The sequence below is a fragment of the Halosimplex halophilum genome (genome assembly GCF_004698125.1).
GTDB lineage: Archaea > Halobacteriota > Halobacteria > Halobacteriales > Haloarculaceae > Halosimplex > Halosimplex halophilum.
Genome location: NZ_ML214297.1, coordinates 323,430 through 343,939, shown reverse-complemented (window position 1 = coordinate 343,939; position 20,510 = coordinate 323,430). Strand labels below are relative to the sequence as shown.

General features: G+C 71.7%; 20 protein-coding genes. 8 read left to right on the top strand and 12 right to left on the bottom strand.

From position 1 onward, the window contains the following. Positions 1–64 precede the first annotated feature (64 nt). Positions 65–2,092, bottom strand: a complete 2,028-nt coding sequence (gene malA, locus E3328_RS01855; RefSeq protein WP_135362927.1) for an alpha-amylase MalA — start codon at positions 2,090–2,092, stop codon at positions 65–67. A gap of 517 nt (positions 2,093–2,609) precedes the next feature. Here malA and E3328_RS01850 point away from each other — a divergent pair. After that, positions 2,610–2,945, top strand: a complete 336-nt coding sequence (locus E3328_RS01850) for a DUF7510 family protein (protein ID WP_135362926.1) — start codon at positions 2,610–2,612, stop codon at positions 2,943–2,945. Between the two features lie 31 nt (positions 2,946–2,976). On the opposite strand, the gene E3328_RS01845 is transcribed toward E3328_RS01850, so the two are convergent. Beyond that, positions 2,977–4,029, bottom strand: a complete 1,053-nt coding sequence (locus tag E3328_RS01845) for a glycosyltransferase family 4 protein (RefSeq protein WP_135362925.1) — start codon at positions 4,027–4,029, stop codon at positions 2,977–2,979. Positions 4,030–4,122: 93 nt separating this feature from the next. After that, positions 4,123–4,245 carry a hypothetical protein gene (locus tag E3328_RS22675; RefSeq protein WP_281275749.1) on the bottom strand — a complete coding sequence of 41 codons (123 nt, stop codon included), beginning with the start codon at positions 4,243–4,245 and terminating at the stop codon, positions 4,123–4,125. 235 nt (positions 4,246–4,480) lie between these two features. On the opposite strand from E3328_RS22675, the gene malQ reads away from it, so the two are divergent. Beyond that, positions 4,481–5,971 carry a 4-alpha-glucanotransferase gene (gene malQ / locus E3328_RS01840; protein ID WP_135362924.1) on the top strand — a complete coding sequence of 497 codons (1,491 nt, stop codon included), beginning with the start codon at positions 4,481–4,483 and terminating at the stop codon, positions 5,969–5,971. Here malQ and E3328_RS01835 read toward each other — a convergent pair whose 3' ends face one another. The 4 genes from E3328_RS01835 to E3328_RS01820 all read right to left on the bottom strand — a co-directional run bounded on the left by E3328_RS01835 (position 5,972) and on the right by E3328_RS01820 (position 9,424). Continuing rightward, positions 5,972–6,277: a DdfA family disk-determining factor gene (locus E3328_RS01835; RefSeq protein ID WP_209452119.1), complete on the bottom strand. Its 306-nt coding sequence runs from the start codon at positions 6,275–6,277 to the stop codon at positions 5,972–5,974. Positions 6,278–6,599: 322 nt separating this feature from the next. Continuing rightward, positions 6,600–6,890 carry a translation initiation factor eIF-1A gene (locus E3328_RS01830; protein ID WP_135362923.1) on the bottom strand — a complete coding sequence of 97 codons (291 nt, stop codon included), beginning with the start codon at positions 6,888–6,890 and terminating at the stop codon, positions 6,600–6,602. Between the two features lie 151 nt (positions 6,891–7,041). Further along, positions 7,042–8,247, bottom strand: coding sequence for an NAD(P)/FAD-dependent oxidoreductase (locus tag E3328_RS01825; protein WP_135362922.1), 1,206 nt, complete (start codon positions 8,245–8,247; stop codon positions 7,042–7,044). 133 nt (positions 8,248–8,380) lie between these two features. Next, positions 8,381–9,424 carry a phytoene/squalene synthase family protein gene (locus tag E3328_RS01820; protein WP_135362921.1) on the bottom strand — a complete coding sequence of 348 codons (1,044 nt, stop codon included), beginning with the start codon at positions 9,422–9,424 and terminating at the stop codon, positions 8,381–8,383. 249 nt (positions 9,425–9,673) lie between these two features. On the opposite strand from E3328_RS01820, the gene E3328_RS01815 reads away from it, so the two are divergent. Next, positions 9,674–9,979: a hypothetical protein gene (locus E3328_RS01815; protein WP_135362920.1), complete on the top strand. Its 306-nt coding sequence runs from the start codon at positions 9,674–9,676 to the stop codon at positions 9,977–9,979. A 33-nt stretch (positions 9,980–10,012) separates the two neighbouring features. Here E3328_RS01815 and E3328_RS01810 read toward each other — a convergent pair whose 3' ends face one another. Further along, the gene (locus E3328_RS01810; RefSeq protein WP_135362919.1) at positions 10,013–11,233 is read right to left on the bottom strand and encodes an FAD-dependent oxidoreductase; all 1,221 of its coding nucleotides are present in this window, start codon (positions 11,231–11,233) and stop codon (positions 10,013–10,015) included. Between the two features lie 166 nt (positions 11,234–11,399). Between E3328_RS01810 and leuS the strand changes: the two genes are divergently transcribed. The 3 genes from leuS to E3328_RS01795 are packed head-to-tail and all read left to right on the top strand — an operon-like array spanning position 11,400 to position 16,337. Beyond that, entirely contained in the window at positions 11,400–14,081 is a 2,682-nt protein-coding gene (gene leuS / locus E3328_RS01805; RefSeq protein WP_135362918.1) for a leucine--tRNA ligase, read from the top strand. Positions 14,082–14,107: 26 nt separating this feature from the next. Then, positions 14,108–15,241, top strand: a complete 1,134-nt coding sequence (locus E3328_RS01800) for a CapA family protein (RefSeq protein ID WP_135362917.1) — start codon at positions 14,108–14,110, stop codon at positions 15,239–15,241. 58 nt (positions 15,242–15,299) lie between these two features. Further along, on the top strand, positions 15,300–16,337 hold the full coding sequence (locus tag E3328_RS01795; protein WP_135362916.1) for an NAD(P)/FAD-dependent oxidoreductase: 1,038 nt from the start codon (positions 15,300–15,302) through the stop codon (positions 16,335–16,337). Positions 16,338–16,392: 55 nt separating this feature from the next. On the opposite strand, the gene E3328_RS01790 is transcribed toward E3328_RS01795, so the two are convergent. The 4 genes from E3328_RS01790 to E3328_RS01780 all read right to left on the bottom strand — a co-directional run bounded on the left by E3328_RS01790 (position 16,393) and on the right by E3328_RS01780 (position 19,530). Further along, a complete protein-coding gene (locus E3328_RS01790; RefSeq protein ID WP_135362915.1) occupies positions 16,393–17,031 on the bottom strand; it encodes a phosphoesterase in 639 nt (212 codons plus the stop codon). A 120-nt stretch (positions 17,032–17,151) separates the two neighbouring features. Further along, a complete protein-coding gene (locus E3328_RS01785; protein ID WP_167837269.1) occupies positions 17,152–18,006 on the bottom strand; it encodes a phosphatase PAP2 family protein in 855 nt (284 codons plus the stop codon). 76 nt (positions 18,007–18,082) lie between these two features. Further along, on the bottom strand, positions 18,083–18,937 hold the full coding sequence (locus E3328_RS21680; RefSeq protein WP_167837268.1) for a hypothetical protein: 855 nt from the start codon (positions 18,935–18,937) through the stop codon (positions 18,083–18,085). A gap of 137 nt (positions 18,938–19,074) precedes the next feature. Beyond that, positions 19,075–19,530, bottom strand: coding sequence for a hypothetical protein (locus E3328_RS01780; RefSeq protein WP_135362913.1), 456 nt, complete (start codon positions 19,528–19,530; stop codon positions 19,075–19,077). Positions 19,531–19,663: 133 nt separating this feature from the next. On the opposite strand from E3328_RS01780, the gene E3328_RS01775 reads away from it, so the two are divergent. Beyond that, positions 19,664–20,284, top strand: a complete 621-nt coding sequence (locus E3328_RS01775; protein ID WP_135362912.1) for a VOC family protein — start codon at positions 19,664–19,666, stop codon at positions 20,282–20,284. 56 nt (positions 20,285–20,340) lie between these two features. After that, the gene (locus E3328_RS21675; RefSeq protein ID WP_167837267.1) at positions 20,341–20,508 is read left to right on the top strand and encodes a hypothetical protein; all 168 of its coding nucleotides are present in this window, start codon (positions 20,341–20,343) and stop codon (positions 20,506–20,508) included. The last annotated feature ends 2 nt before the right edge of the window (positions 20,509–20,510 follow it).

Here is a 20,510-nt window from a genome sequence, read left to right as displayed (position 1 = left end):
CCGGACCGTGGCGGGGCGACCGACCCGCGGCCGCGTCCCGGCGGTACGCGAGCAACGCCCGGTGTCAGCGGCGTGTCTCCGCCGGGTCCGCCGGCACGACCGCGACGCTCTCGACGCGAAGTCCGTCGTCCCCGGACTCCCCGACCGGCTCGCCGGTCAGCACATCCGTTCCGTCCGCGGCGGCGTCGACGGCGACCGTCGCCGGCTCCGCGCCGAAGTTCAGGACGACGACCACCGCGTCGCCGTCGTCGGGCTCGTCTACCTCCCGGCGGAACGCGACCACGCGGTCGTCCCACCCCTCCCGAACCTCGTAGTCGACCCGGTCGAGCGCGGCGCCGGCCGACAGCGCCGGCCGCTCGCGCCGGAGCGCGGCCAGCCGGCGGACGTGCTCGCGCAGCGACTCGTCGGCGTGGGCCCAGGCGAGGTCGTCGCGCCGACCGCGCTGGCCGAACTCCTGGCCGGCGTAGACCATCGGCGCTCCGGGGAGGGTAAAGAGCGCACCCAGCGCCGCCTCCGCCGCGGGACGGCCACACTCGACGAGATAGCGGGTCTCGTCGTGGTTCTCGGCGTAGAGCATGAACCCGGCGTGGTCGGGGAAGCCCGAGCGGGCGCGGTCATCGACGGCGTCGAGGACCGCCTCGGCGGGTTCGCCGTTGCCCACCCGCCGGAGCGCGGCGTAGGTCGTCGAGTCGAAGTGCATGTCGAACAGGCCGGCCTGGTAGTCGGGGATGTACGGAATGGTCTCGTCGAGCAGCAGGAACTCGCTATCGCGGGCCTTCAGCCGGTCGTGGACCTCCCGCCAGAAGGCGTTGGGGACCGCCCACGCCATGTCGCAGCGGAAGCCGTCGACCAGCGGCGCCCACTCGTCGACGGCGTCGAGCAGGTGCCGCCGGACCGGCAGATGCGAGAAGTCGAAGTTGGCGATCAGCTCCCAGTCGAAGTACGTCTCCGGCTCCGCCGGCCCGCGCCACTCGTACCACTCGCGGTACTCGCTATCCGGGTCCGAGACGGCGGCCTGGAAGTACGGGTGCGCCCTGGCCGAATGGTTGCAGACCAGGTCGAAGAGAACGCGCATGCCGCGGTCGTGGGCCGCCTCGACCAGCCGCTCGTAGTCCTCGCGCGTGCCGAGGTCGTCGGCCAGCGCGAAGAAGTCCGTGACGTTGTAGCCGTGGGGCGCGTCGTCGTTCGCCAGCACCGGCGTCAGCCAGAGCGTGTCGACGCCCAGCCCCTCGATGTAGTCCAGCCGCTCGCGGATCGCGTCGAAGACCGCGCCCGTCCCAGTGGCGTCGCTCTCGTCCCCCGCGTCACTGTCCTGTCCCGGGAACGTCCGCACGTAGACCTCGTAGATGACCGAATCCTCGGCCCACGCCGGCGGGTCGTAGGGTCGGTGGATATCGACCGATCCGTCCTCCTCGCGGCGGATGTCCACCGCGTCGGGGACGCTGTAGCCGTGGCGGCCGACGGCGACCGCGTGGACCCTCGCGCGGTCGGAGAGGGCGTCGAGGGGGAGCGTCAGTTTCCCGCCCGCGATCCGCACGTCCCCGCGCGCCACGTCGTCGCGGTCGTCCAGCAGGAACGTCACGTCCAGGTCAGCGGTAGTCTCCGTCCCGTCGGGGTGTGATTGCGCGTGAGTCTCGACGACGACGGCTTCGTCTTCGACCGTCGCCGAGAGGGTGAGTCTCGGCCGGCCGCCGCCGTCGGGGTCGACGGGGGCGTCGGCGTCGTCGTCGGTTCGGCCCGACCCCTCCTCGTCGCCGCTGGTGCCGTCGGCCGCGGGCGTCGTGTCGTCGTCGGTCGTCGCTGCGCCGCCGGATCGGCCGTAGTCGGGCGCTTCGGAGGCGGATGCGAGGCCGCCGGGGAACGCCCGGACGGTCAGTTCGTGGCGGCCGTCGGGCGCGTCGAGCGCCAGGACGTAGCGGCCCGGCTCGTCCGGGGTGAAGTACTCGACCGGGTCGTCGCCCGGCGTGGCCGTCGACTCGGCGGGCGCGGCCGCGACCGACCAGGCGTAGGTCGCCGCCGGGTCGGGGTCCCGCGGCGCGAGTTCGACCTCGTCGCCGACGGCCACGAACCGCGGCGGTCCCGGGTGGTGCATGCCCCTACCTGCGCGCGTCTCCGCCTTCGGGTTTGCGGTGTGCGCGATTCTGTCGACGATGTCGTGTCTGTCACTGACCGCGGTGAACGAGGCGGCCGCACTCGACAGCGAACGCTGAAAGCCCTCGGCCCGCTCGCTAGCAGCGATCACGACCGCACTCGACGGTGAGCAGTGAAAGCCCTCGCCGCGCTCGCGGTCGCTGAGCGGGATATCCGCGCTCTCCGCACCGCCCGCGCGGATAGTGCCCGCTCAGGCGACTGAACTGCACGCGAGCGCGCCTCGCCCTTTCAGTCCGCCAGGGACAGCACCGCCCCGCACAGCACCGCAGACGGCCACACACCTCCCCAGCCGATTCGCTCGTTCGCGCCGCTCACTCGCTCATCCCTCGCGCGGTTCCGTCGCGCGCATGAAAGCGCGCTCCAGCGCGCGCCGACCGCACCGCACTCCCTCACCCGTCCCGCGCGCCAGTTCCGCGGCGACGCGAACAGTTAAGTCGCTCTCGGCCGGCGGTCGATACATGAGCGGGACGAACGCCGGGGGACCGGTCTCGGTCGACGTGGACATCGAGGACGGGCGGACGACCATCGAGGTGACGGGCCAGCGCCGGGTGGCGACGGTCGTCCGCTCGGCGTCGGGCGAGCGGATCTACCTCCCGCCGGAGCGGACCGACGAGGAGGAGGAAGCGACGCCCTACCGTCCGGCCGGCGGGGACAGCCCCTACGAGGGCATCGCCGACGACAGTCCCTACGGGTCCAGCCGGCGGGCGCCGGCGACGCTCGGCCGCTCCCGGACAGCGAACGGGTTCCGCATCGTCCACCCCGAGCCGGTGACGGACGTGCGGCTGCTGCGCTGAACCGCGACTCGAACCGGCCGACGCGACCGCCTTATTCCGCCAGGATCTCCTCGTAGAAGGCGACGTGTTCGTCGGCGACCGTCTCCCAGGTGCGTTCCTCGTACTCCAGCGGCGTGTCGGCGGCCAGGCCCGCGTCGATGCCGTCGGCGATGGAGTCCGAGTCGGGCTCGACCTCGATCACGCAGTCGTCGGGGAGGATCTCCGCGGCGCCCGACTCGCTGGCGACGACGCGGGTGCCGACCGACAGCGCCTCGACGATGGTGATCCCGAACGGCTCGGCCAGCGACGGCGAGACGAAGAGATCCGCGGAGGCGTAGTAGTCGCCCAGCTCCGACTCGGGGACGTAACCGACGAACTCCACCTGGTCCTCGACGCCGAGCAACTCGACGAACTCCTCCAGCTGGTCGGTGAGGTGGCCGGTGCCGCCGAGGACGAGCGTCGCGTCCGGCCGGCGGAGCTTCGAGAGCGCGTAGACGAGATGCGAGAGCCCCTTCTGGTGGGTGTGTCGGCCGACGAAGAAGAGCATGGGGCCGTCGATGTCGAGCTCGGCCTTCAGGTCGCGGCCGGTGGGCTCGACCGAGGAGAAGCCGTTGTGGACGACGCGGGCGTCGCCGCCGTACTCGTGGGCGATGTTGCGGCGGACGAGGTCGCTGACGGCGATCAGGTGGTCGGCGCGGTCGACGATCCGCTGTTCGGTCTCGACCTCGCGGTCCGGCGGCTGGCGGTTCCGGTCGGTCGTCAGCGAGTGGAAGGTCGTCACCCACTCGGCGTCGTGGGTGGCCTGGGCGCGCGAGCCGGGGCCGTAGCCGAACCAGTCGTGGGTGTGGACGATGTCGGCGTCGGCCGCGTAGTCGACGAACTCGCCGGCGAGGCGGTTGATGCGCGTGCTCACGTCGCCCTCGCCGGTCGGGACGCCGTGGATGTTGTCGCGTCCGTCCGGTGCATACTCCGCCGGGAGGACGAGGTCGACTTCCACGTCGTCGCGCGTGTCGAACCTGTCGACGAGTTCGCCGACCGCCGTGTCGAGGCCGCCGCTGACGTTCGGCGGGAACCCCCAGCCGAGCATGAGCACGCATGGCACCATCTGACAGCCCCTTCGGCACACCCCCACTTTACCGGTTCGGCCGCGACACCACTGGCGACCGCACGGACCTCCCCGTCACATCGACGCCCGCGCTCACTCCCCCGGCGAGGCCCCGCAGTCCACGCAGACGTACTCGCTGCCCGTCTTCACGACCGGGGCGCCGCAGACGGCGCAGTTCAGCCGCTCGTTTCTCCCCCTCCGCGGGTATCGACTCATATTCAACTATCGTGGCCGTAATACCATAAAATTACACTCTGTGCGAATTTACGGTTTTGTATATAGATATACTACTGGATATTGCAACGTACGTTCGCCCCGGTATCCCTCGATGGCGGCGGACAGGTGACCGGACCGCGGCGTCCGGGTCCCGGCCGCGGCCCCCCGACGGAAGTGGCGCCGGTAACCGGTCGTACCCGGACGTTTGAAATCGCCGGGGAGACAAGGCGGGGCCATGCAACAGCAGCGCCGGAGCGGCGTGTTCCTGCATCTCACCTCCCTGCCGGGTCCCCACGGGGTCGGCGACCTCGGGGCGGGGGCGCGAGCGTTCCTCGACTTCCTGGAGCGGGCCGACCAGTCGCTGTGGCAGTTCTGTCCCGTCGGCCCCACCTCGGCGGCGTACGGCCACTCGCCGTACGGCTCCCCGTCGGCGTTCGCCGGCAACCCGCTGCTGGTCGACCTGACCGACCTCGCCGGCCGGGGCTATCTCGACGAGTCCGACCTCGACGGTCCCGAGGGCGCCGAGCCCGGGAGCGTGAACTACGAGGCCGTCGCGCCGTTCAAGCGCGAGCGACTGCGGGAAGCCTACGAAACCTTCGCCGCGGAGGCCGGCGAGGACGAACGGGCGGACTTCGAGTCGTTCCGCGAGCGCGAGTCGGCGTGGCTGGCCGACTACGCGCTGTACGCGGCGCTGAACGGCGCCCACGGCGACGCGGCGTGGACCGACTGGCCGGCGGACCTGGCCGGCCGGGACGCCGACGCGCTGGCGGCCGCGCGGGAGACCCACGCGGAGGCGGTCGAGTACCACGCGTTCGTCCAGTGGGTCTTCGACGAGCAGTGGCGCGAGCTGCGCGCGGCGGCGGCCGACCGCGGCGTCGACCTCGTCGGCGACCTGCCCATCTACGTCGCCCTCGACTCGGCGGACGTGTGGGCCAACCAGGACGCCTTCCGGCTGGACGGGGACGGCGACCCGACGGCCGTCGCGGGCGTCCCGCCGAACCCGGGCGACGACGGCCAGCGCTGGGGCAACCCCGTCTACGACTGGGACCGCCTGCGCGAGGCCGACTACGGGTGGTGGCGCCGCCGGCTCTCGCGGCTGCTCGACCTGATCGACCTCGCCCGTATCGACCACTTCAAGGCGTTCGACGAGTACTGGGCGATCCCCGCCGACGCCGACGACCCCGCCGCCGGCGAGTGGCGGCCCGGCCCCGGCGCCGACTTCTTCGAGACCGTGCGCGACCACCTCGGCGGCCTCCCGTTCGTCGTCGAGGACCTGGGCTTCCTCGACGAGAGTATGATCGCGTTGCGCGACCGCTTCGAGTTCCCCGGGATGCGGGTGCCTCACTACGCCGACTGGTGCGCCGAGACCGACCGGTACAAACCCGCCAGCTATCCCCGCCGGTCCGTCGGCTACACCTCGACCCACGACACGGACACCGCGGTCGGCTGGTACGAATCGCTCCCGGACGACCAGCGGGACTGCCTCCACTACGCGCTTGCGACCGACGGCGAGCGGATCGCCTGGGACCTGATCGAGGCCGTCTGGGACTCCGACGCGGCGCTGGCGCTGACGACCGTGCCGGACCTCCTGGAACTCGGCAGCGAGGCGCGGTTCAACGTCCCCGGCACCGCCGAGGGCAACTGGCGCTGGCGGGTCACCGCCGACCAGTTGGACCCCGACGTGGCCGACGAACTCGCCGGTATCACTGCGGCGACGCTGCGATAGCTAGTCGGCCAGCGACTCCTCGCCCGCGTCGGTTCCGGACCGCGGGGCCGTGGCCGCCGCGGTCGCCGGACGGTCGACCGGTTCGGCGGTCACGGAGCCGACACCGCGGACCGTGACCTCGTACCCGCAGTACTCGAACCGCACCGTCACCGGCGCCAGCTTCTCCCCACTCGGTTCGAACAGGTCGTTCAGCGCCTGCGGGTCGACGGCGTCGGCGAGCGGCGGCAGGTCGACGGGGTCGGCCCGTTCGGCGGCCGCGACTGTTTCGAGCACGGAGAGGACTGTCGTACTGGCGTCGTCTTCCATGTGCGCGTAGATTCCGCCGGTGGTCATAACGTTGCTTGCAGGTTCCCTGCGGCTCCCGGACGGATACGACCCCGCCGCCTGCCGCCTCCACGCCGGGTGTGTCCGGGTCGAGTGCGCCCGTGGCACCCGATACCGTCGCTCGTGGCCTCCTGACGGGATCTGACGATCCGAGACCGCGGCCGCTCGGAGTCGCTCGGCGGAGCCGGTACTGCCGGCGCTACGGGGGCCAGTGCCAGGACGAGTCGAGGCTATCGGCGGAGCCGACGCTATCGGCCGCGCGACGCGCGGTCGTCGCTACGGCGCCGTCGGGGAACGAGGAAAATCAGTCGATGTGGCCTTCGTCGCGCAGCTGGTCGGCGTCCTGCTCGGAGTAGCGCCACTCGATGTTGGCCTTCTCGTCCTGCCAGTCCCACGGCTCGACGAGGACCACGTCGCCCTCGCTGATCCAGGTTCGGTACTTCATCCGGCCGGGGATCCGGCCCATGCGGTCGACGCCGTCCTCGCACTGGACGCGCACGTGGTTGCCGCCGTTGTGCTGTGTGACTACCGCGAACAGTTCGTCGTCCGAGGGCATCCGGAGGTTCCGACGCCCGCTGTTGTCGCTCTCGCTCACAGGGTTGATACGGGCCCGCCACGTTTAAATCACCTGAGTATCGCGCTACCACGTGTCACGACGACCGGTCCACGGGGTTGTCGGGCGGTCTCGGTGCGGTTTCCCGTCCGGACGCCGGTCCGGGAGCGGGACGAACTCGGCCGCGAAGGTCTCAGACGTGTCGCGCGAGCGCCCGCACCTTCGAGAGGTCGCTCGGGTCGAACGGGTACAGGTCGAGGTAGTCCCGGAGGGTCAGCTCGTAGCGCTGGAGGCGGTCGACCTGTTCGTCCGTCAGCCGGCCGGCGCTGGTGACGAACCGCCGCTGCTGGCCGGGCGTGAAGTCGTAGAGCAGCTCGCAGACGATCCGCTGGACCCGCCAGTCGAGCCCCTTCTCGTCGTTCCAGCGGTCCTCGTAGACGGCGAGTCGCTCGCGGGAGGTGTCGCCGCGGTCCAGGGCCGCGAGCGCGACGTTGGCCGCCATCTCCGCCGACTCCATCCCCGGGCGGATCCCCTCGCCGAACAGGGGGTTGATGCTCGACACCGCGTCGCCGACGGCCACCAGCCCGTCGGTCGCGCGCTGGTTGACGGAGTTGTTCGAGACCGCGTCGCCGGCGTGGACCGCCCGGACGGACTCGGCCTCCCAGCGCGGGTCGGCGGCGATCCAGTCCTCGACGTAGTCGTCGATAGTCCCGTCGTCGGCCGGGGCGTGCGTCTCGTAGAAGTCGTCGATCCGGCAGACCCCCGCCTTGAACGCGTTCTCGCCGGCGGGGAACGTCCAGGCGTACCCGCCGGGCGCGTCGTCGTGGTCGAATCTGAATAGCATCGAGTCCAGGTCGTAGCGGCCCTCGACCTCGTACTCCTTGCCGACGCCGTGCTGGACGGACTCGGGGTCGAACATCCCGAGTTGCTTCGCGAGGACGGCCCGCGGGCCGGTCGCGTCGACGACGAGATCCGCCCGGAGGTCGCGCCGTTCGCCGCCGCGGGTGTACTCGACCCCGACGACCCGTCCGCCCTCGCGGATCGGTTGCTGGACCCGGGCACCGGTGCGGATTTCCGCACCCTCGCGCTCGGCGTCCTCGCCGAGAAACTCCAGGAACGCGGGGAAGTCGAGGACGTACCCCGGAATCGCCAGCGTCGAACTCGCCCCGGGCGCCTCGAAGACAACGTCCTCGTTCTCGGCCATCACAACGCCGTCGGGGATCCCGTAGCGGTCGATCACCTGGTGGAAGGTGCCCCCCGTCGACTTGTCGTTGTCCGAGAGGGCGTCGTTGGCTTCGAGGACGACGACCGAGTACTCGGAGCGGGCGGCGACTTCGCGGGCGAACTGGAGGCCGGCCGGGCCGCCCCCGGCGACCGCCACGTCTGCGTCTGCCGACATATCGCGAGCTATCGACCAGCGCGACTAATCCGTTCCGATGTGCGCCGGCGGCGGGGACGCTCGGCGGCGTTCCGGTCTTCGGGAACCAGACCGGGCCGGATCGGACCGGGTCGGAGATCCTCGGGGCCCGGAGTCAGTACTCGTCGAGCGGTTGCTGGCGGATCTTCGAGCGCAGTTCGTCGACCGAGGGGTTCTCGTCGCCGGAGAACATCGCGAACAGCGTCGTCACCTCCGAGCGGGAGACCTTCACGTCGCCCTCCTCGATCACGTCCTCGGGGCGCTCCTCGAGTTCGCGCAGCGTGCCGACGGCCAGGAGGAAGGGGATCGCCCACGCGGAGAGGGTGTTGCCGCGGATCTCCGGCATGGCCTCCAGCCAGGTCTGGGCGCCGTCGAGATACCCCTCGGCGCGGTCGACGACCCGGCGGATGACGGGGACGAACTCCTCGCCGTCCTCCTGACGGATGTCCTCGGTGTCGAGCTGCTGGTCCTCGAGCAGCTCCTGGGGGATGTAGACGTTGTTCTCCTCCTCGAAGTCGGTGGCCACGTCCTTCGAGACGTTGACCAGCTGGAGGAGCATGGCGAACGAGCGGGCGTTGTTGTGCAGCGTCTCGCTGACGGAGTCGTCGACGTTGCGCGAGAGCAGCCCCGTCACGAGCGTCCCGACGGTCCCGGCGGCGTACCAGCAGTACTCCTCCAGTTCGCCGAACGTCTGCAGCCGGAGCCCGCCCTGTTCGGCGTAGCGCTCGACGAACATCGCCATGCCGCTGACGAGTTCGCGCACCGGCGGCCGGATGGCGGCCTGCGAGTCGTCGTCGAGGCCCTCGAACGCGCGGAACACCCGCGGCGACTGGGCGACGACCTCCCAGTCGTCGTTCGGGCTCTCGGGGATCCACTCGTCGACCGCGGCCCTGAACTCCGCGACGGTGGCGTCGTCGTCGGGGTCGAGCACCCGGTTGTAGAGGTCCAGCAGAGTCCGCTGTTCGGCCGGCGGGATGTGCCCCGCGTCCTCGATGGTGTCCGCGATCCGACAGAGGAGGTAGCCGACACAGATGTCGCGCGACATCGGCTCGTCGAGCTCCGCGACCGTCAGCGCGAACGTCCGCGACACGTCCTGGACGGCGTCGTAACAGTAGTCGAGGTCGTCCTGAAACATCTGTTCGGTCTGGTTCCGTGACATTCCCGATACCACCCCTTAAGATTCCACAAGTAAAAAGTTCGCCGACTGTTCGCCCGGCCGGGACGGGGCTCGCCCCGCCAGCCAGTCCGGGGGTCCCGCTCGCGGAGCCCGGATCGCCGCCGTACTATCTTCCCGGTGTCACTTCCGGCGGGTGACCTCCGCCGACTCGACCCCACCGATCTCCCCGGGGTCTGGGAACACAAACCACGGGAAGGAAAGGCTTTTTCTGGAGTACTCCAAGCGTCGAATATGGGTCGTTCGGCGACACGCTTCCGGCGGCAGTTGCGGGCGACCAGTCCGTGGCTCGTCATGGCCGCGGTGGTCTATTCGGTGCTGTTCGGCGCGGGACTGGCCGCGATGGCGGCGTACTACGACGCGGACGTGGTCGCGGCGGTCACCGGCTCGGTCGGCGGCTGGCTCTTCCTGGTCTCGGTCGGCGTGCTCGCGTCCTTCGCCGCCGCGCGCATCCGGGAGTACGCCCGCCCGAACTTCGAGCCCGGCCGCCCCCGCGACGAGTACCTCGACTCGACCGCCCGCTGGTTCGACGACGACTGACCGGCGGAACGTCGGTCGCCGGCCGACGTTCCCCTACCGGCCAGCCACGTCGCTGTCCGAGGGACCCGGACCGCCGAGGTCGGCGACGAACCCGTCGAGCGCGTCGGGGTCGTCCGCGCCGGGCAGGGTCTCCTCGGCGGTGCGGCAGGGCTCGTCGACGCCGAGCCGCTCGCAGACCGCGTCGGCCGTCGCCTCGGCCATCAGCCGGTAGGTGGTCAGCTTCCCGCCGACGACCGACAGGAGGTTCCCGACGCCCTCGTCGGCGCCGTCGAGCAGGAAGAACCCCCGCGAGATGCCCCGGCCGCCGCGGTCGGCCTCGTCGGGCTCGTACAGCGGGCGCACGCCCCACCACTCGCGGACGTGGGCGGCGTCGGAAAGCGGCGGGCACATCGCTGCGCACTCCTCGCGGACGCGCTCGCGCTCCCAGTCGGCCCGCTCGTAGTCGTCGGGGTCGTCGACCGCGACGCTCGTCGTCCCGAGCACCGCCTCGCGCTCGTGGGGGACGACGATGTCGCCGTCGCCCGGCTCGCGACACCGGTTGAGGACCGTCCCGAGCGTCGAGTAGTCGACCGACACCATGAGCCCGCGGGTCGGCCGCATCTCGACGGTCGCGCCCGCCATCGCCGCGAGTTCGCCGGCCCACGCGCCCGTCGCGTTGACGACCACCTCCGGGCGGACCGTCTCGCCGAGCGCGCCGCCGACTGCGACGCCGGTTACCTCGCCGCCGTCGACCCGGATCCCCTCGACGGGCGAGTCGTAGTGGATCGAGGCGCCGCGGTCGGCCGCGTCGCGGGCGTTGGCGGCCACGAGCCGCGACGGCGAGACGACGGCGTCGGGGACGCGCATCGCCCGCTCGACGCTCTCCGCGAGGTCGGGGACGGCCGCCCGCGCCTCGTCGCCGTCGACCACCTCGACGGGGATCCCGACCGCCTCGCAGGCGTCGCGCTTGGCGTCGAAGTACTCGGGGTCGTCCTCGGCGAGCTGGACGAACAGCCCGCCGGTGTCGGCGACGGCCGCACCGGCGATGTCCCGGAGGACGCGGTTCTCCGCGATGCACTCCTCGGCGCCGGTCTCGTCGGCCTCGGCGTAGCGCGCGCCGCTGTGGAGCAGGCCGTGCGAGCGACCGGTCGTCCCGTCCGCGAGACCGCCGCGGTCGACGAGCGTCACGTCGCACCCGCGCAGCGAGAGGTCGCGCGCGACGCCCGCGCCGGTCGCCCCGCCGCCGACCACGAGGACCGCCGTGTCTATCGCCATACCGATCCCTGGGGTCGGAGACGGATGTGGGTGCCGGCGGTGGTGCCCGAGCGCCCCCGGTGGTCCGTCAGGAACCCGCGACCGGCCGGCGACCCAGATCTAGCGAAACCCCGTCACCGTGGGGGAACAGTGATTACGGCGGCGGACGGAGGTCCGCCAACAGTCGATGACTCGGTACAACCACGCGCGGGTGCAGGAGTACTGGCAGTACGTCTGGGACGCCGAAGGGGTCTACGAGGTGGCCGACGACGCGGCGGACCCGACGTACGTCCTCGGGATGTTCCCCTACACCTCCGGCACGCTCCACATGGGTCACGTCCGCAACTACGCGATCACCGACGCGTACGCCCGCTACCGCTCGCTGCGGGGCGACGAGGTGCTCCAGCCGATGGGGTGGGACGCCTTCGGCCTCCCCGCCGAGAACGCCGCCTACGAGCGGGGCACGGACCCCGAGTCGTGGACCCGCTCCTGCATCGAGCAGATGCGCGAGGAGCTGGAGACGATGGGCTTCGGCTACGACTGGTCGCGGGAGGTCACCACCTGCGACCCCGAGTACTACCGCTGGAACCAGTACCTGTTCAAACGGTTCTACGAGGAGGACCTCGTCGAGTACACCGGCGCCCGCGTCAACTGGTGTCCGGACTGCGAGACGGTCCTGGCCGACGCGCAGGTCGAACGGCCGGACGACGCCGAGGCCGAATCGAGCGCCGTCGACCACGCCCACGCGGCGGGGGTCTGCTGGCGCTGCGAGACGCCGGTCGAACGGCGCGAACTCGACCAGTGGTTCTTCACGATCACCGACTACGCCGAGGAACTCGACGCGGGCCTCGACGACCTCGACGGGTGGCCCGACAGCGTCCGCGATATCCAGCGTAACTGGATCGGCCGCCAGGAGGGCGCCCACGTCACCTTCGACGTGGACGGCAGCAGCGGTGAGGCCGCCGATATCGGCAGCGTCGACGTGTTCACCACTCGCCTCGACACGGTTCACGGCGCCACCTTCGTCGCGCTCTCGCCGGGCCACGACCTCGCGCGTGCGGTCGCGGAGACGAACGACGAGGTGGCCGCCTACGTCGAGGACGTGACCAGCGCGGGCGCCGACGCCGGCGGCACCTCCGGCGTCGAGACGGGTCTGACCGCCACGCACCCGATAACGGGCGAGGAACTGCCGGTCTACGTCGCGGCGTACGTCCTCGACGACGTGGGGACCGGCGCCGTGATGGGCGTCCCGGCGCACAACGAGCGCGACCACGCCTTCGCCGACGCCCACGACCTCCCGGTCGAGCAGGCGGTCGAACCCGTCGACGGCAGCGGGACGGACCTGCCCGGCGCCCCCTACACCGACGACGGGATGCTTACGAACAGCGGCGAGTACGACGGGCTGGCCAGTTCAGCCGCCCGCGAGCGACTGCTCGGCGAACCGGGCGTCGAGTCGGCCGTCGAGTACCGCCTCCGGGACTGGCTCATCTCCCGGCAGCGCTACTGGGGGACGCCGATCCCGATGATCCACTGCGAGGAGTGCGGCCGCGTCCCCGTCCCCGACGAGGACCTGCCCGTCGAACTCCCGCCGTACGTCCGTACCGCGGGCAACCCCCTGGAGGAGAGCGAGGAGTGGAAGTCCGTGGCGTGTCCGGAGTGTGGCGGCCCCGCCGAGCGCGAGACGGACACGATGGACACGTTCGTCGACTCCTCGTGGTACTTCCTGCGCTTCCTCTCGCCGGACCTGGACTCGGCGCCGTTCGACACCGACCGCGCGAACGACTGGCTCCCCGTCGACGTGTACGTCGGCGGCGAGGAACACGCCATCCTGCACCTGCTCTACATCCGATTTTTCACCCGCGCCCTCGCGGACCTGGGCCTGCTCGACACGCGCGAGCCGGTCGAGCGGCTGATCAACCAGGGCACGGTGCTGTACGACGGCGAGAAGATGTCCTCCTCGAAGGGCAACGCCATCGCACCGCACGAGTACGGCGCCGAGACGACTCGACTCTTTCTCCTCTCGGCCGCCCACCCCGCACAGGACTTCGAGTGGACGGTCAAGTCCGTCGGCGACGTGTACGACTTCCAGCAGCGCCTCTACGCGATGGTCGCCGACCGGGACGACGTGGCGACCCGCGAGGCGTCGGCGCCCCAGGACGCCTACCTCGAACGCGAGATCGACCGGACGATCACGGCCGTCGCCGAGGAGTACGAGCGGTTCCGCTTCCACCGCGTCGTCAGCGAGATCCAGCGGTTCGCCCGCCTGCTCCGCCGCTACGCCGAGTACGGGCCCGTCGACGAGGCGACCTACGAGCGGGGGCTGGGCGCGCTGACGCGGTTCGTCGCGCCGATGGCGCCGTACCTCGGCGAGGAGATGTGGAACCTGCTCGACACCGAGGGGATGGTCGTCGAGGCCGAGTGGCCCGCGGTGGCCGAGGAGATCGAGGACTACGAACTAGAGCGACGGCTGGTCGACCGGACGCTGGACGACGTGCGTGACATCACCGAGGTCGTCGACATCGACGACCCGGGGACCATCGAGATCGTCGTCGCCGAGGACTGGAAGTACCGCGCCTACGAGCACGTCCGGACGGCCGACCCGGGCGACGCGGTCGTCGGGTCGGCGCTGGACGACGACGCCGTCGGCGAGGCCGGCGACCGCGCCGCCGAGTACCTGGGCGAACTCGCGGACCGTGCGGGCGCGCTCGAACCGGTGCTGGACGCCGAGCGCGAACTCGCCGTGCTGGAGGCGGCCGGCTGGCTGTTCGCCGACGAGTTCGGCGCGGAGATCGAGGTGCGCCGCGCGACCCCCGACGACGACCTCGCCGGGAAGGCCGAACCCGCCAAACCCGCGATCCACATCGACTGATGCGTCTCCAGGGGGGGCGACCGACCGTGACCTCGTCCCGGCGGGCCGTCCTCGCGGGGTCGGCCGCCTCCGTGACCGCGCTGGCGGGACTCGGCGGGGCCGTCAGACGGCGGAGTCGACGGTCGCCGACCGCGACGGTCCGCGGGGACGCCGACGCCTGGTTCGGGTTCGTCGGCGACGCGATGCTCGGCCGGAGCGTCGACGAGCGCTGGGCCGGTAGCGAATCAGCGGGGTCGACCCGCGACCCCGCCGGCGTGTGGGGCACGACGCTCCCGGCGCTCCGGGGGCTGGACGGCCTCGTCGTGAACCTCGAATGCGCGCTCTCGACTCGCGGGGAGCGGACGCCGAACCGGGGGTACTACTTCCGGGCCGACCCGGCGTGGGCGGTCCCGGCGCTGGAGGCCGCCGGGACCTCGTTCGCGTCGCTTGCGAACAACCACCTGCTCGACTTCGGGCCGACGGCGCTGGCCGACACCGTCGACCACCTCGCCGACGCCGGGATCGCGGCGACGGGGGCCGGCCGCGACCGCGCGGCGGCGTTCGAGCCGGCAGTCGCCTCCGCGGGCGACCTGGACGTTGGCGTGGTCGCGCTGACCGACCAGTCCCGGTCCTACCGCGCCGACTCCGACAGCGCGGGGACGGCGTGGCTACGACTCGACCCCGAACGACCGGAGACGCGCGAGCGGGTCGGGGCGATGCTGGAGAGCGTCTACCGCCGCGACCCGGACCTCGTCGTCGCGTCGCTGCACTGGGGACCCAACTGGGAGGTCCGGCCATCGGCGACCCAGCGGCGGTTCGCCCGCTGGCTCGTCGACCGCGGCGTCGACGTGGTCCACGGCCACAGCGCCCACGTCCTCCAGGGGATCGAGGTCTACCAGGGCCGCCCGATCCTCTACGATCTGGGCGACTACGTGGACGACTACGTCGTGAAGGAGGGTCTCCACAACGACCGGAGCGCCCGCGTCGAACTCGCCGTCGAGGACGGTCGGCTGGACCGCCTGCGCGTCGCACCCGTCGAGATCGTCGACGAGCGGGTCCGCCGAGCGAGCGGCGACGTGGCGGCGTGGGTCCGCGAGCGCGTCCGGACGCTCTCGGCCGAGTTCGGGACGACGGTCAAGCGCGAGGGACGGGGACTGTCGGTCCCGCTGGTCGAGAACTGAGCCCCGACGTGCCGCCGGAGATACGACCCGTTTAGTCGGAGGAGTCCGAACGACCGCCATGACACGGATAGGAGTCGTCGGCGCGGGCGCGGCGGCCGCGGCCGCGACGTACGTGCTCGACGGGACGGTCCCGTCGGCCGAGGTGACGGTCCTGGAGAAGTCCCGCGGCGTCTGCGGCCGGGCGGCCACCCGCCGCCGCGGCGACGTGACCTACGACTACGGCGCCAACTACGTCAAGAGCGACGACGACCGCGTCGTCGAACTCCTGACCGAGACGCTCGACTCGGAGGGGCTCGTCGACGTGACCGAACCGATCTACACCTTCGACGCCGACGGGCAGGTCTCGGAGGGCCGCGACGCCGACGAGCACAAGTGGAGCTACCGCCAGGGGCTCACGCAGATCGCCAAACGCCTGCTGGGCGAAACCGACGCGACGGTGCACAACTCGACGCGGGCGGAGACGCTGGTCCGCGACGGCGAGCAGTGGCGCGTCGTCGACACCGACGGCGACGAGTGGGGGCCGTTCGACGCCCTGCTCCTCAACCCGCCGGCCCCGCAGAGCGCCGAGTTGCTGCGGGACGCCGAGTGGGACAGCGAGACGCGACGGGACCTCGCCGAGGCTGCCGAGGCGGTCCCCTACCGCACCATCTGGACGGCGGTCCTGGGCTACGAGTTCGAACTCGACCGACCGTACTACGCGCTGGTCAACCCCGGTCGGGACCACGAGATCGGCTGGATCGCCCGCGAGGAGTGCAAGGACGGGCACGTCCCCGACGGGGAGTCGGTGCTGGTGGTGCAGGCGAACCCCGAGTGGTCGGTCGAGCGCTACGCCGACGACCCCGCGGAGAACGTGGCCGACCTCGCGGAACTGACCGCGGACGTGCTGGACGACGAGCAGTTGACCGACCCGGCGTGGACCGACCACCAGGGGTGGCGCTACGCGCTCCCCGACGAGGGCGTACGACGGGGCGCGGTCGACGACGCCGCGGACGCGGACCTGTACGCGCTCGGCGACTGGGTGGGCGGCGAGGCGCGCCTGCACGCCGCGCTCCGGAACGGGCTCGACACCGGCGAACGGGTCGCGTACTCGCTGTGAGCGGGGCCGGGGACCGGTAGTCGCAGGCGGTAAGTTTCACGGCCCGCCATCCCGCTCAGGGCGCCGTCGCCGCCGTCGCCTCGCGCTCGCTCCCCGGGGACCGCCAGAGGTAGACGGCGACGACGATGGCCGCGGCGACGACGAACCCGGCGACCGACTCCAGCGCGCTGTGGGCGTTGACGAGCACCCGGGTCGGGACCATGACGACGGGGATCGCGAGCAGCGGGAGGAACTTCCGGTCGAGCAGCGCGAGGTACAGCGTCGGCGCGAGCGCGAAGATGACGTGACCGGAGATGTCCCAGAACGGCGAGAGCGCGGCGTAGGGCGGCACGACCGCGATCAGCGCCGCCATCCCGCCGGGCACCAGTCGCCCCCAGTCGTAGCGGCGCCACACGCCCCAGGTGATCGCCGCCCCGAGGACCACGCCCGAGGCGACCATCATGTCCAGCTGCCAGCTACTGCCCGAGAACGCTTTCGAGAGCGTGCCCCGCTGGAGGGCGAAGAAGGCGAGGGTCGGGACGAACCCCAGCACGCCGGCGCCGACGAAGGCTCCCCACCGCTTCCAGAGGAGGGAGCGGTCGGCCGACTGGCCGGCCCACTCGTAGTGAATCAGCAGCAGGACGCCGAGCCCGATGACGGTGCTCGGGTGGAAGACGTACCCGTACAGGTCGACCGCTCGACCGAGCAGCGACATGACGCGCGAAGTTGGCCGTCCGGCCGCATAACCCGCCTGCCGGCAGTCGCCGGGGGTCGCCGCCAGCAGTCGCGAGAGGCGCTACCAGCGGTCGCCCGAGGTGGTTGCGGCCGGCTCCCCTCACGAGCGGAGCGACGACGGTCCGGGACGTGATTCGCCACGAACGGCCGAGACGACGGCCGGCGGACCGATCAGGCCCGCGCCGAGCGCGACGGCGCAGGCGAAGACGACGGCCGGCGACGGCTCGACGACGACGGCGACGTAGCCCAACCCGGCGAGCAGGGGGAGGACGCCGCCGACCAGCGCGAGGCGCCACAGCGGTCGCTCGACGGTCCCACCGTGTTCGACGACCTCCCAGACGGCCGCCGCGCCGAGCGCCAGCCCGAGCAGGCCCACGGCGTCGTAGCTAAACTCGCTGACGAGGAGCGCGACGACGGAGGCACCGGCGGCCAGCAGGAACCCCCGGCGCGGGTCACGGCCGGTCAGCGCGAAGGCGACCAGGAGGAAGGCGACGCCGAAGGCCACTCCGGCGAACACGTCCCTGACGAAGTGGACGCCGAGGACCACCCTCGAGAGCGCCACGAGGCCGACGAGGACGGCCGCCGCGCCGTAGCGGAGGCGGTCCGACCCGGCGTCGAGGTCGACGGCGAGCGTGCCGTAGGCGACGGTCGCGCCCATCGCGTGGCCGCTCGGGAAGCTGTGGCCGCCGGTCGGGATCAGGTTGACCGACGCCGGCGGCCGCGGCGCGGCGAAGGCGTACTTCAGCGCGGTCAGGACCGCCATCCCGGCGACGACGACCCCGATCGCGTGGGCGCCGCGCTCGCGGTCGACGAACCAGTGGTCCAGGGCGAACGCGACCAGGAAGACGCCGACGTTGCCGAGCCTGGTGACCCCGAGGAAGAACGGCACCAGCCACGGCGGCACGGCCGCGCGGACCGCCTCGTCGAGCGCCTGGATGACGATTCCGTCGGGCACCCTGGTCGATAGGACCGCCCCGGACTTGGGGTCGCGGCCGGATTTCGCCGGGTCGGCCGGGTGGCAGATCGAACGGTCAGTCGGCGACGTCGCCCGGTTCGGCCGGTCGGCGGTCGACGCGGCGGTGTTCCTCGCGCTCGGGCGGGGCGAGGTGGCGCCGGTGCCACTCCCGGAGGAGTCCCTCCGACTCGTTGACCCACGTCCCTTCGTCGGGGTCGACATCGAGGGCGAGGTCGTACTCGCGCTCCTCGACGAGGTCGGCGTCGCCGGCCCGGTCCTCCTCGCGGGGCTCCGCGGCGACGAGGTACCGTTCCTCGACGTGCGCGTCCGCGCCGTCGGCCCCCTCGGCGGTGACGCCGAACTCGCGTTCGAGGACGTGGACCCGGTCGGTGTCGTCGGCGAAGGTGTGCGAACCGAAGAACGCGGCGTCCACGTCCGCGGAGTCCGCGAGGTTGCGCTGCTGGAACTCCGTCGCCTCGTGGTCGAAGCCGGGCGGCAGGTGGTGGCCGGCAGTCGGGTCGTCGGGGTCGTGGTCGGGCGTGTCCATGTGCTCGCGGGCGAACGACGAGAGCCAGCCCCAGTCGTGGTCCTCGCCGATGTCGACGAGGTGGTCGCCCAGCGTCTCCTCCTCGTCGAGTTCGCGGCGCTCGCCGTCCTCGTCGAGGACGACCCGTCCGCTCTCCCGGTCGAACCGACCCTCGTGGACCGTGTCGTTCTCCGGCTCGTAGACGTACGCGCTGTCGGAGCCGGCGCCGGAGGGCGCCATACCGATCCACTCCACGTCGTCCGTCCGCTCGGGCTCGCCCTCCTCGGTCGCCGGCGTCTCTCGCTCGTCGCTGACCTCGTAGGCGTCGTAGCGCCTGACCGGCCAGTTGTCGAACCGCGGATCCGTCACGGGCTCGGCCTCGGCGTCTCTGTCGGGGTCTGCCATCGGTCCCCCCGATAGGGGAGCCACGGAAAAAGGAAACAGGCGCCTATCGACTGGGCGCCGTGGAGGCGACGTGAGATCGCCGAGTACCGCGGGCCTACCGGTCGCGCGCCGTCGGCAGGTCGGCACGTCCACGGCGGTCACGCCGCGGACGACCCGTCGACCGGTCCCTCGTCGCTCGCGGCCGGGACGGCGGCGTCGGCGTACCACAGCACGGAGAAGTCCTGCGGGCTCGGCAGCGCGCAGGCCATCCAGCCGGCGGCGGCGAAGCGGGCGACCCCCTCGCCGGCGAACGGGTCGGGGACGAAGCCGAGCGGGACGAGCGCGAGCGGCGCGGCGAGCGCGAGCGGCATCACCGCCGAGCACCGCAGGACCCAGGCGGGCGTCTCGGCGGTCGCGCGCGGCCTGACCGCGGCCCAGCGCCCGCGCAGGCCCGCGCCGAGCACCCCGGTGTCGTCGCCGGGGAACCAGTCGATCCGGTAGGCCACGCCCGCCGCGCGCAGGACGGCCGCGTGGGCGAGTTCGTGCGCGACGAGTCCGAGACTGACCGCGAGGACGAGCACGGCGGCGGCCGCGACGATGTCGATAGGCGTCATCTACCCGGGGTACGTTGGTCGTACCGCCCCGGTAATCGATTATCAATCTATCGGTCACGGGGTGGGAGCGGGGCGGGCCGAACGGATCATCGTCGGCGGGGGACCTATGGGGCTCTCGCCCCTACGGCGGGGTATGTCAGAGGACAGCGGACCCGAGATCACGGCCGAGCCCCCGGAGAGCCCGTTCCACACGACCGGCACCGACCACATCACGCTCATTGGCAGCAACGAGGCGGACACGATCGAGTTCTACCGCGACCTGCTCGGAATGCCGCTGGTGCTCCGCCAGCCCAACCTCGACGACCCCGACTCGACGCACCTGTTCTTCGACACGGGGGACGGCCGCATCCTCACGTTCTTCGTGAAAGACGACCGCGAGTCGTCGTCGGCGCCGCTGCGCCACCAGATCGGGTCGGTTCACCACCTCTCGTTCAGCATCGACCCCGAGCGCTTCGCCGACGTGAAGCGCGCCCTGGATGAGTTCGGCCACGGCTACAACGAGTTCGACCGGGGGATCTTCCACTCGCTGTACACCCGCGACCACAACGGGCTGACCATCGAACTGGCGACCGACAAGTACGACATCCCCGACGACCGCCGCGGCGAGGTGCTGGCGACCGTCCAGCGGATCCGCGTCGCCGACGGCGCCGAGTACGCCGAGGCCGAGCACCTCGAACAGGCGCTGGAGGAACTCGGCATCGACAGCGACCCCGTCGAACTCCCGGACGCGCCGACCGGCGCCGGCGTGGAGTGAATCGCGCCTGCGACGGCAAGTCCGCCCCTTTTGCGCGTCGGCGCCGAACTCGGCCCATGGCAGACGAGGAAGCGCACGACGACTCCGAGGACGCGGAGGAGGACGCAGAGCAGGACACGAACCAGTACGGTGGCGGCGAGGGGGACATCGACCCGGTCGAACAGACCGAACGGATGGACGAAGACGACGAAGCGGACGACGGGGAAAGCGACGAGAGCGAGTGACC

Bases quoted from the DNA above. Each gene is read 5' to 3' on its own strand.
- leuS (WP_135362918.1), top strand. From the start codon at position 11,400: ATGACTCGGTACAACCACGCGCGGGTGCAGGAGTACTGGCAGTACGTC.
- E3328_RS01825 (WP_135362922.1), bottom strand. From the start codon at position 8,247: ATGTCGGCAGACGCAGACGTGGCGGTCGCCGGGGGCGGCCCGGCCGGC.
- E3328_RS01815 (WP_135362920.1), top strand. From the start codon at position 9,674: ATGGGTCGTTCGGCGACACGCTTCCGGCGGCAGTTGCGGGCGACCAGT.
- E3328_RS21675 (WP_167837267.1), top strand. From the start codon at position 20,341: ATGGCAGACGAGGAAGCGCACGACGACTCCGAGGACGCGGAGGAGGAC.
- E3328_RS01780 (WP_135362913.1), bottom strand. From the start codon at position 19,530: ATGACGCCTATCGACATCGTCGCGGCCGCCGCCGTGCTCGTCCTCGCG.
- malQ (WP_135362924.1), top strand. From the start codon at position 4,481: ATGCAACAGCAGCGCCGGAGCGGCGTGTTCCTGCATCTCACCTCCCTG.
- E3328_RS01845 (WP_135362925.1), bottom strand. From the start codon at position 4,029: ATGGTGCCATGCGTGCTCATGCTCGGCTGGGGGTTCCCGCCGAACGTC.
- E3328_RS01835 (WP_209452119.1), bottom strand. From the start codon at position 6,277: ATGGAAGACGACGCCAGTACGACAGTCCTCTCCGTGCTCGAAACAGTC.
- E3328_RS01810 (WP_135362919.1), bottom strand. From the start codon at position 11,233: ATGGCGATAGACACGGCGGTCCTCGTGGTCGGCGGCGGGGCGACCGGC.
- malA (WP_135362927.1), bottom strand. From the start codon at position 2,092: ATGCACCACCCGGGACCGCCGCGGTTCGTGGCCGTCGGCGACGAGGTC.
- E3328_RS01775 (WP_135362912.1), top strand. From the start codon at position 19,664: ATGTCAGAGGACAGCGGACCCGAGATCACGGCCGAGCCCCCGGAGAGC.
- E3328_RS01850 (WP_135362926.1), top strand. From the start codon at position 2,610: ATGAGCGGGACGAACGCCGGGGGACCGGTCTCGGTCGACGTGGACATC.
- E3328_RS01795 (WP_135362916.1), top strand. From the start codon at position 15,300: ATGACACGGATAGGAGTCGTCGGCGCGGGCGCGGCGGCCGCGGCCGCG.
- E3328_RS01790 (WP_135362915.1), bottom strand. From the start codon at position 17,031: ATGTCGCTGCTCGGTCGAGCGGTCGACCTGTACGGGTACGTCTTCCAC.
- E3328_RS21680 (WP_167837268.1), bottom strand. From the start codon at position 18,937: ATGGCAGACCCCGACAGAGACGCCGAGGCCGAGCCCGTGACGGATCCG.
- E3328_RS22675 (WP_281275749.1), bottom strand. From the start codon at position 4,245: ATGAGTCGATACCCGCGGAGGGGGAGAAACGAGCGGCTGAACTGCGCC.
- E3328_RS01820 (WP_135362921.1), bottom strand. From the start codon at position 9,424: ATGTCACGGAACCAGACCGAACAGATGTTTCAGGACGACCTCGACTAC.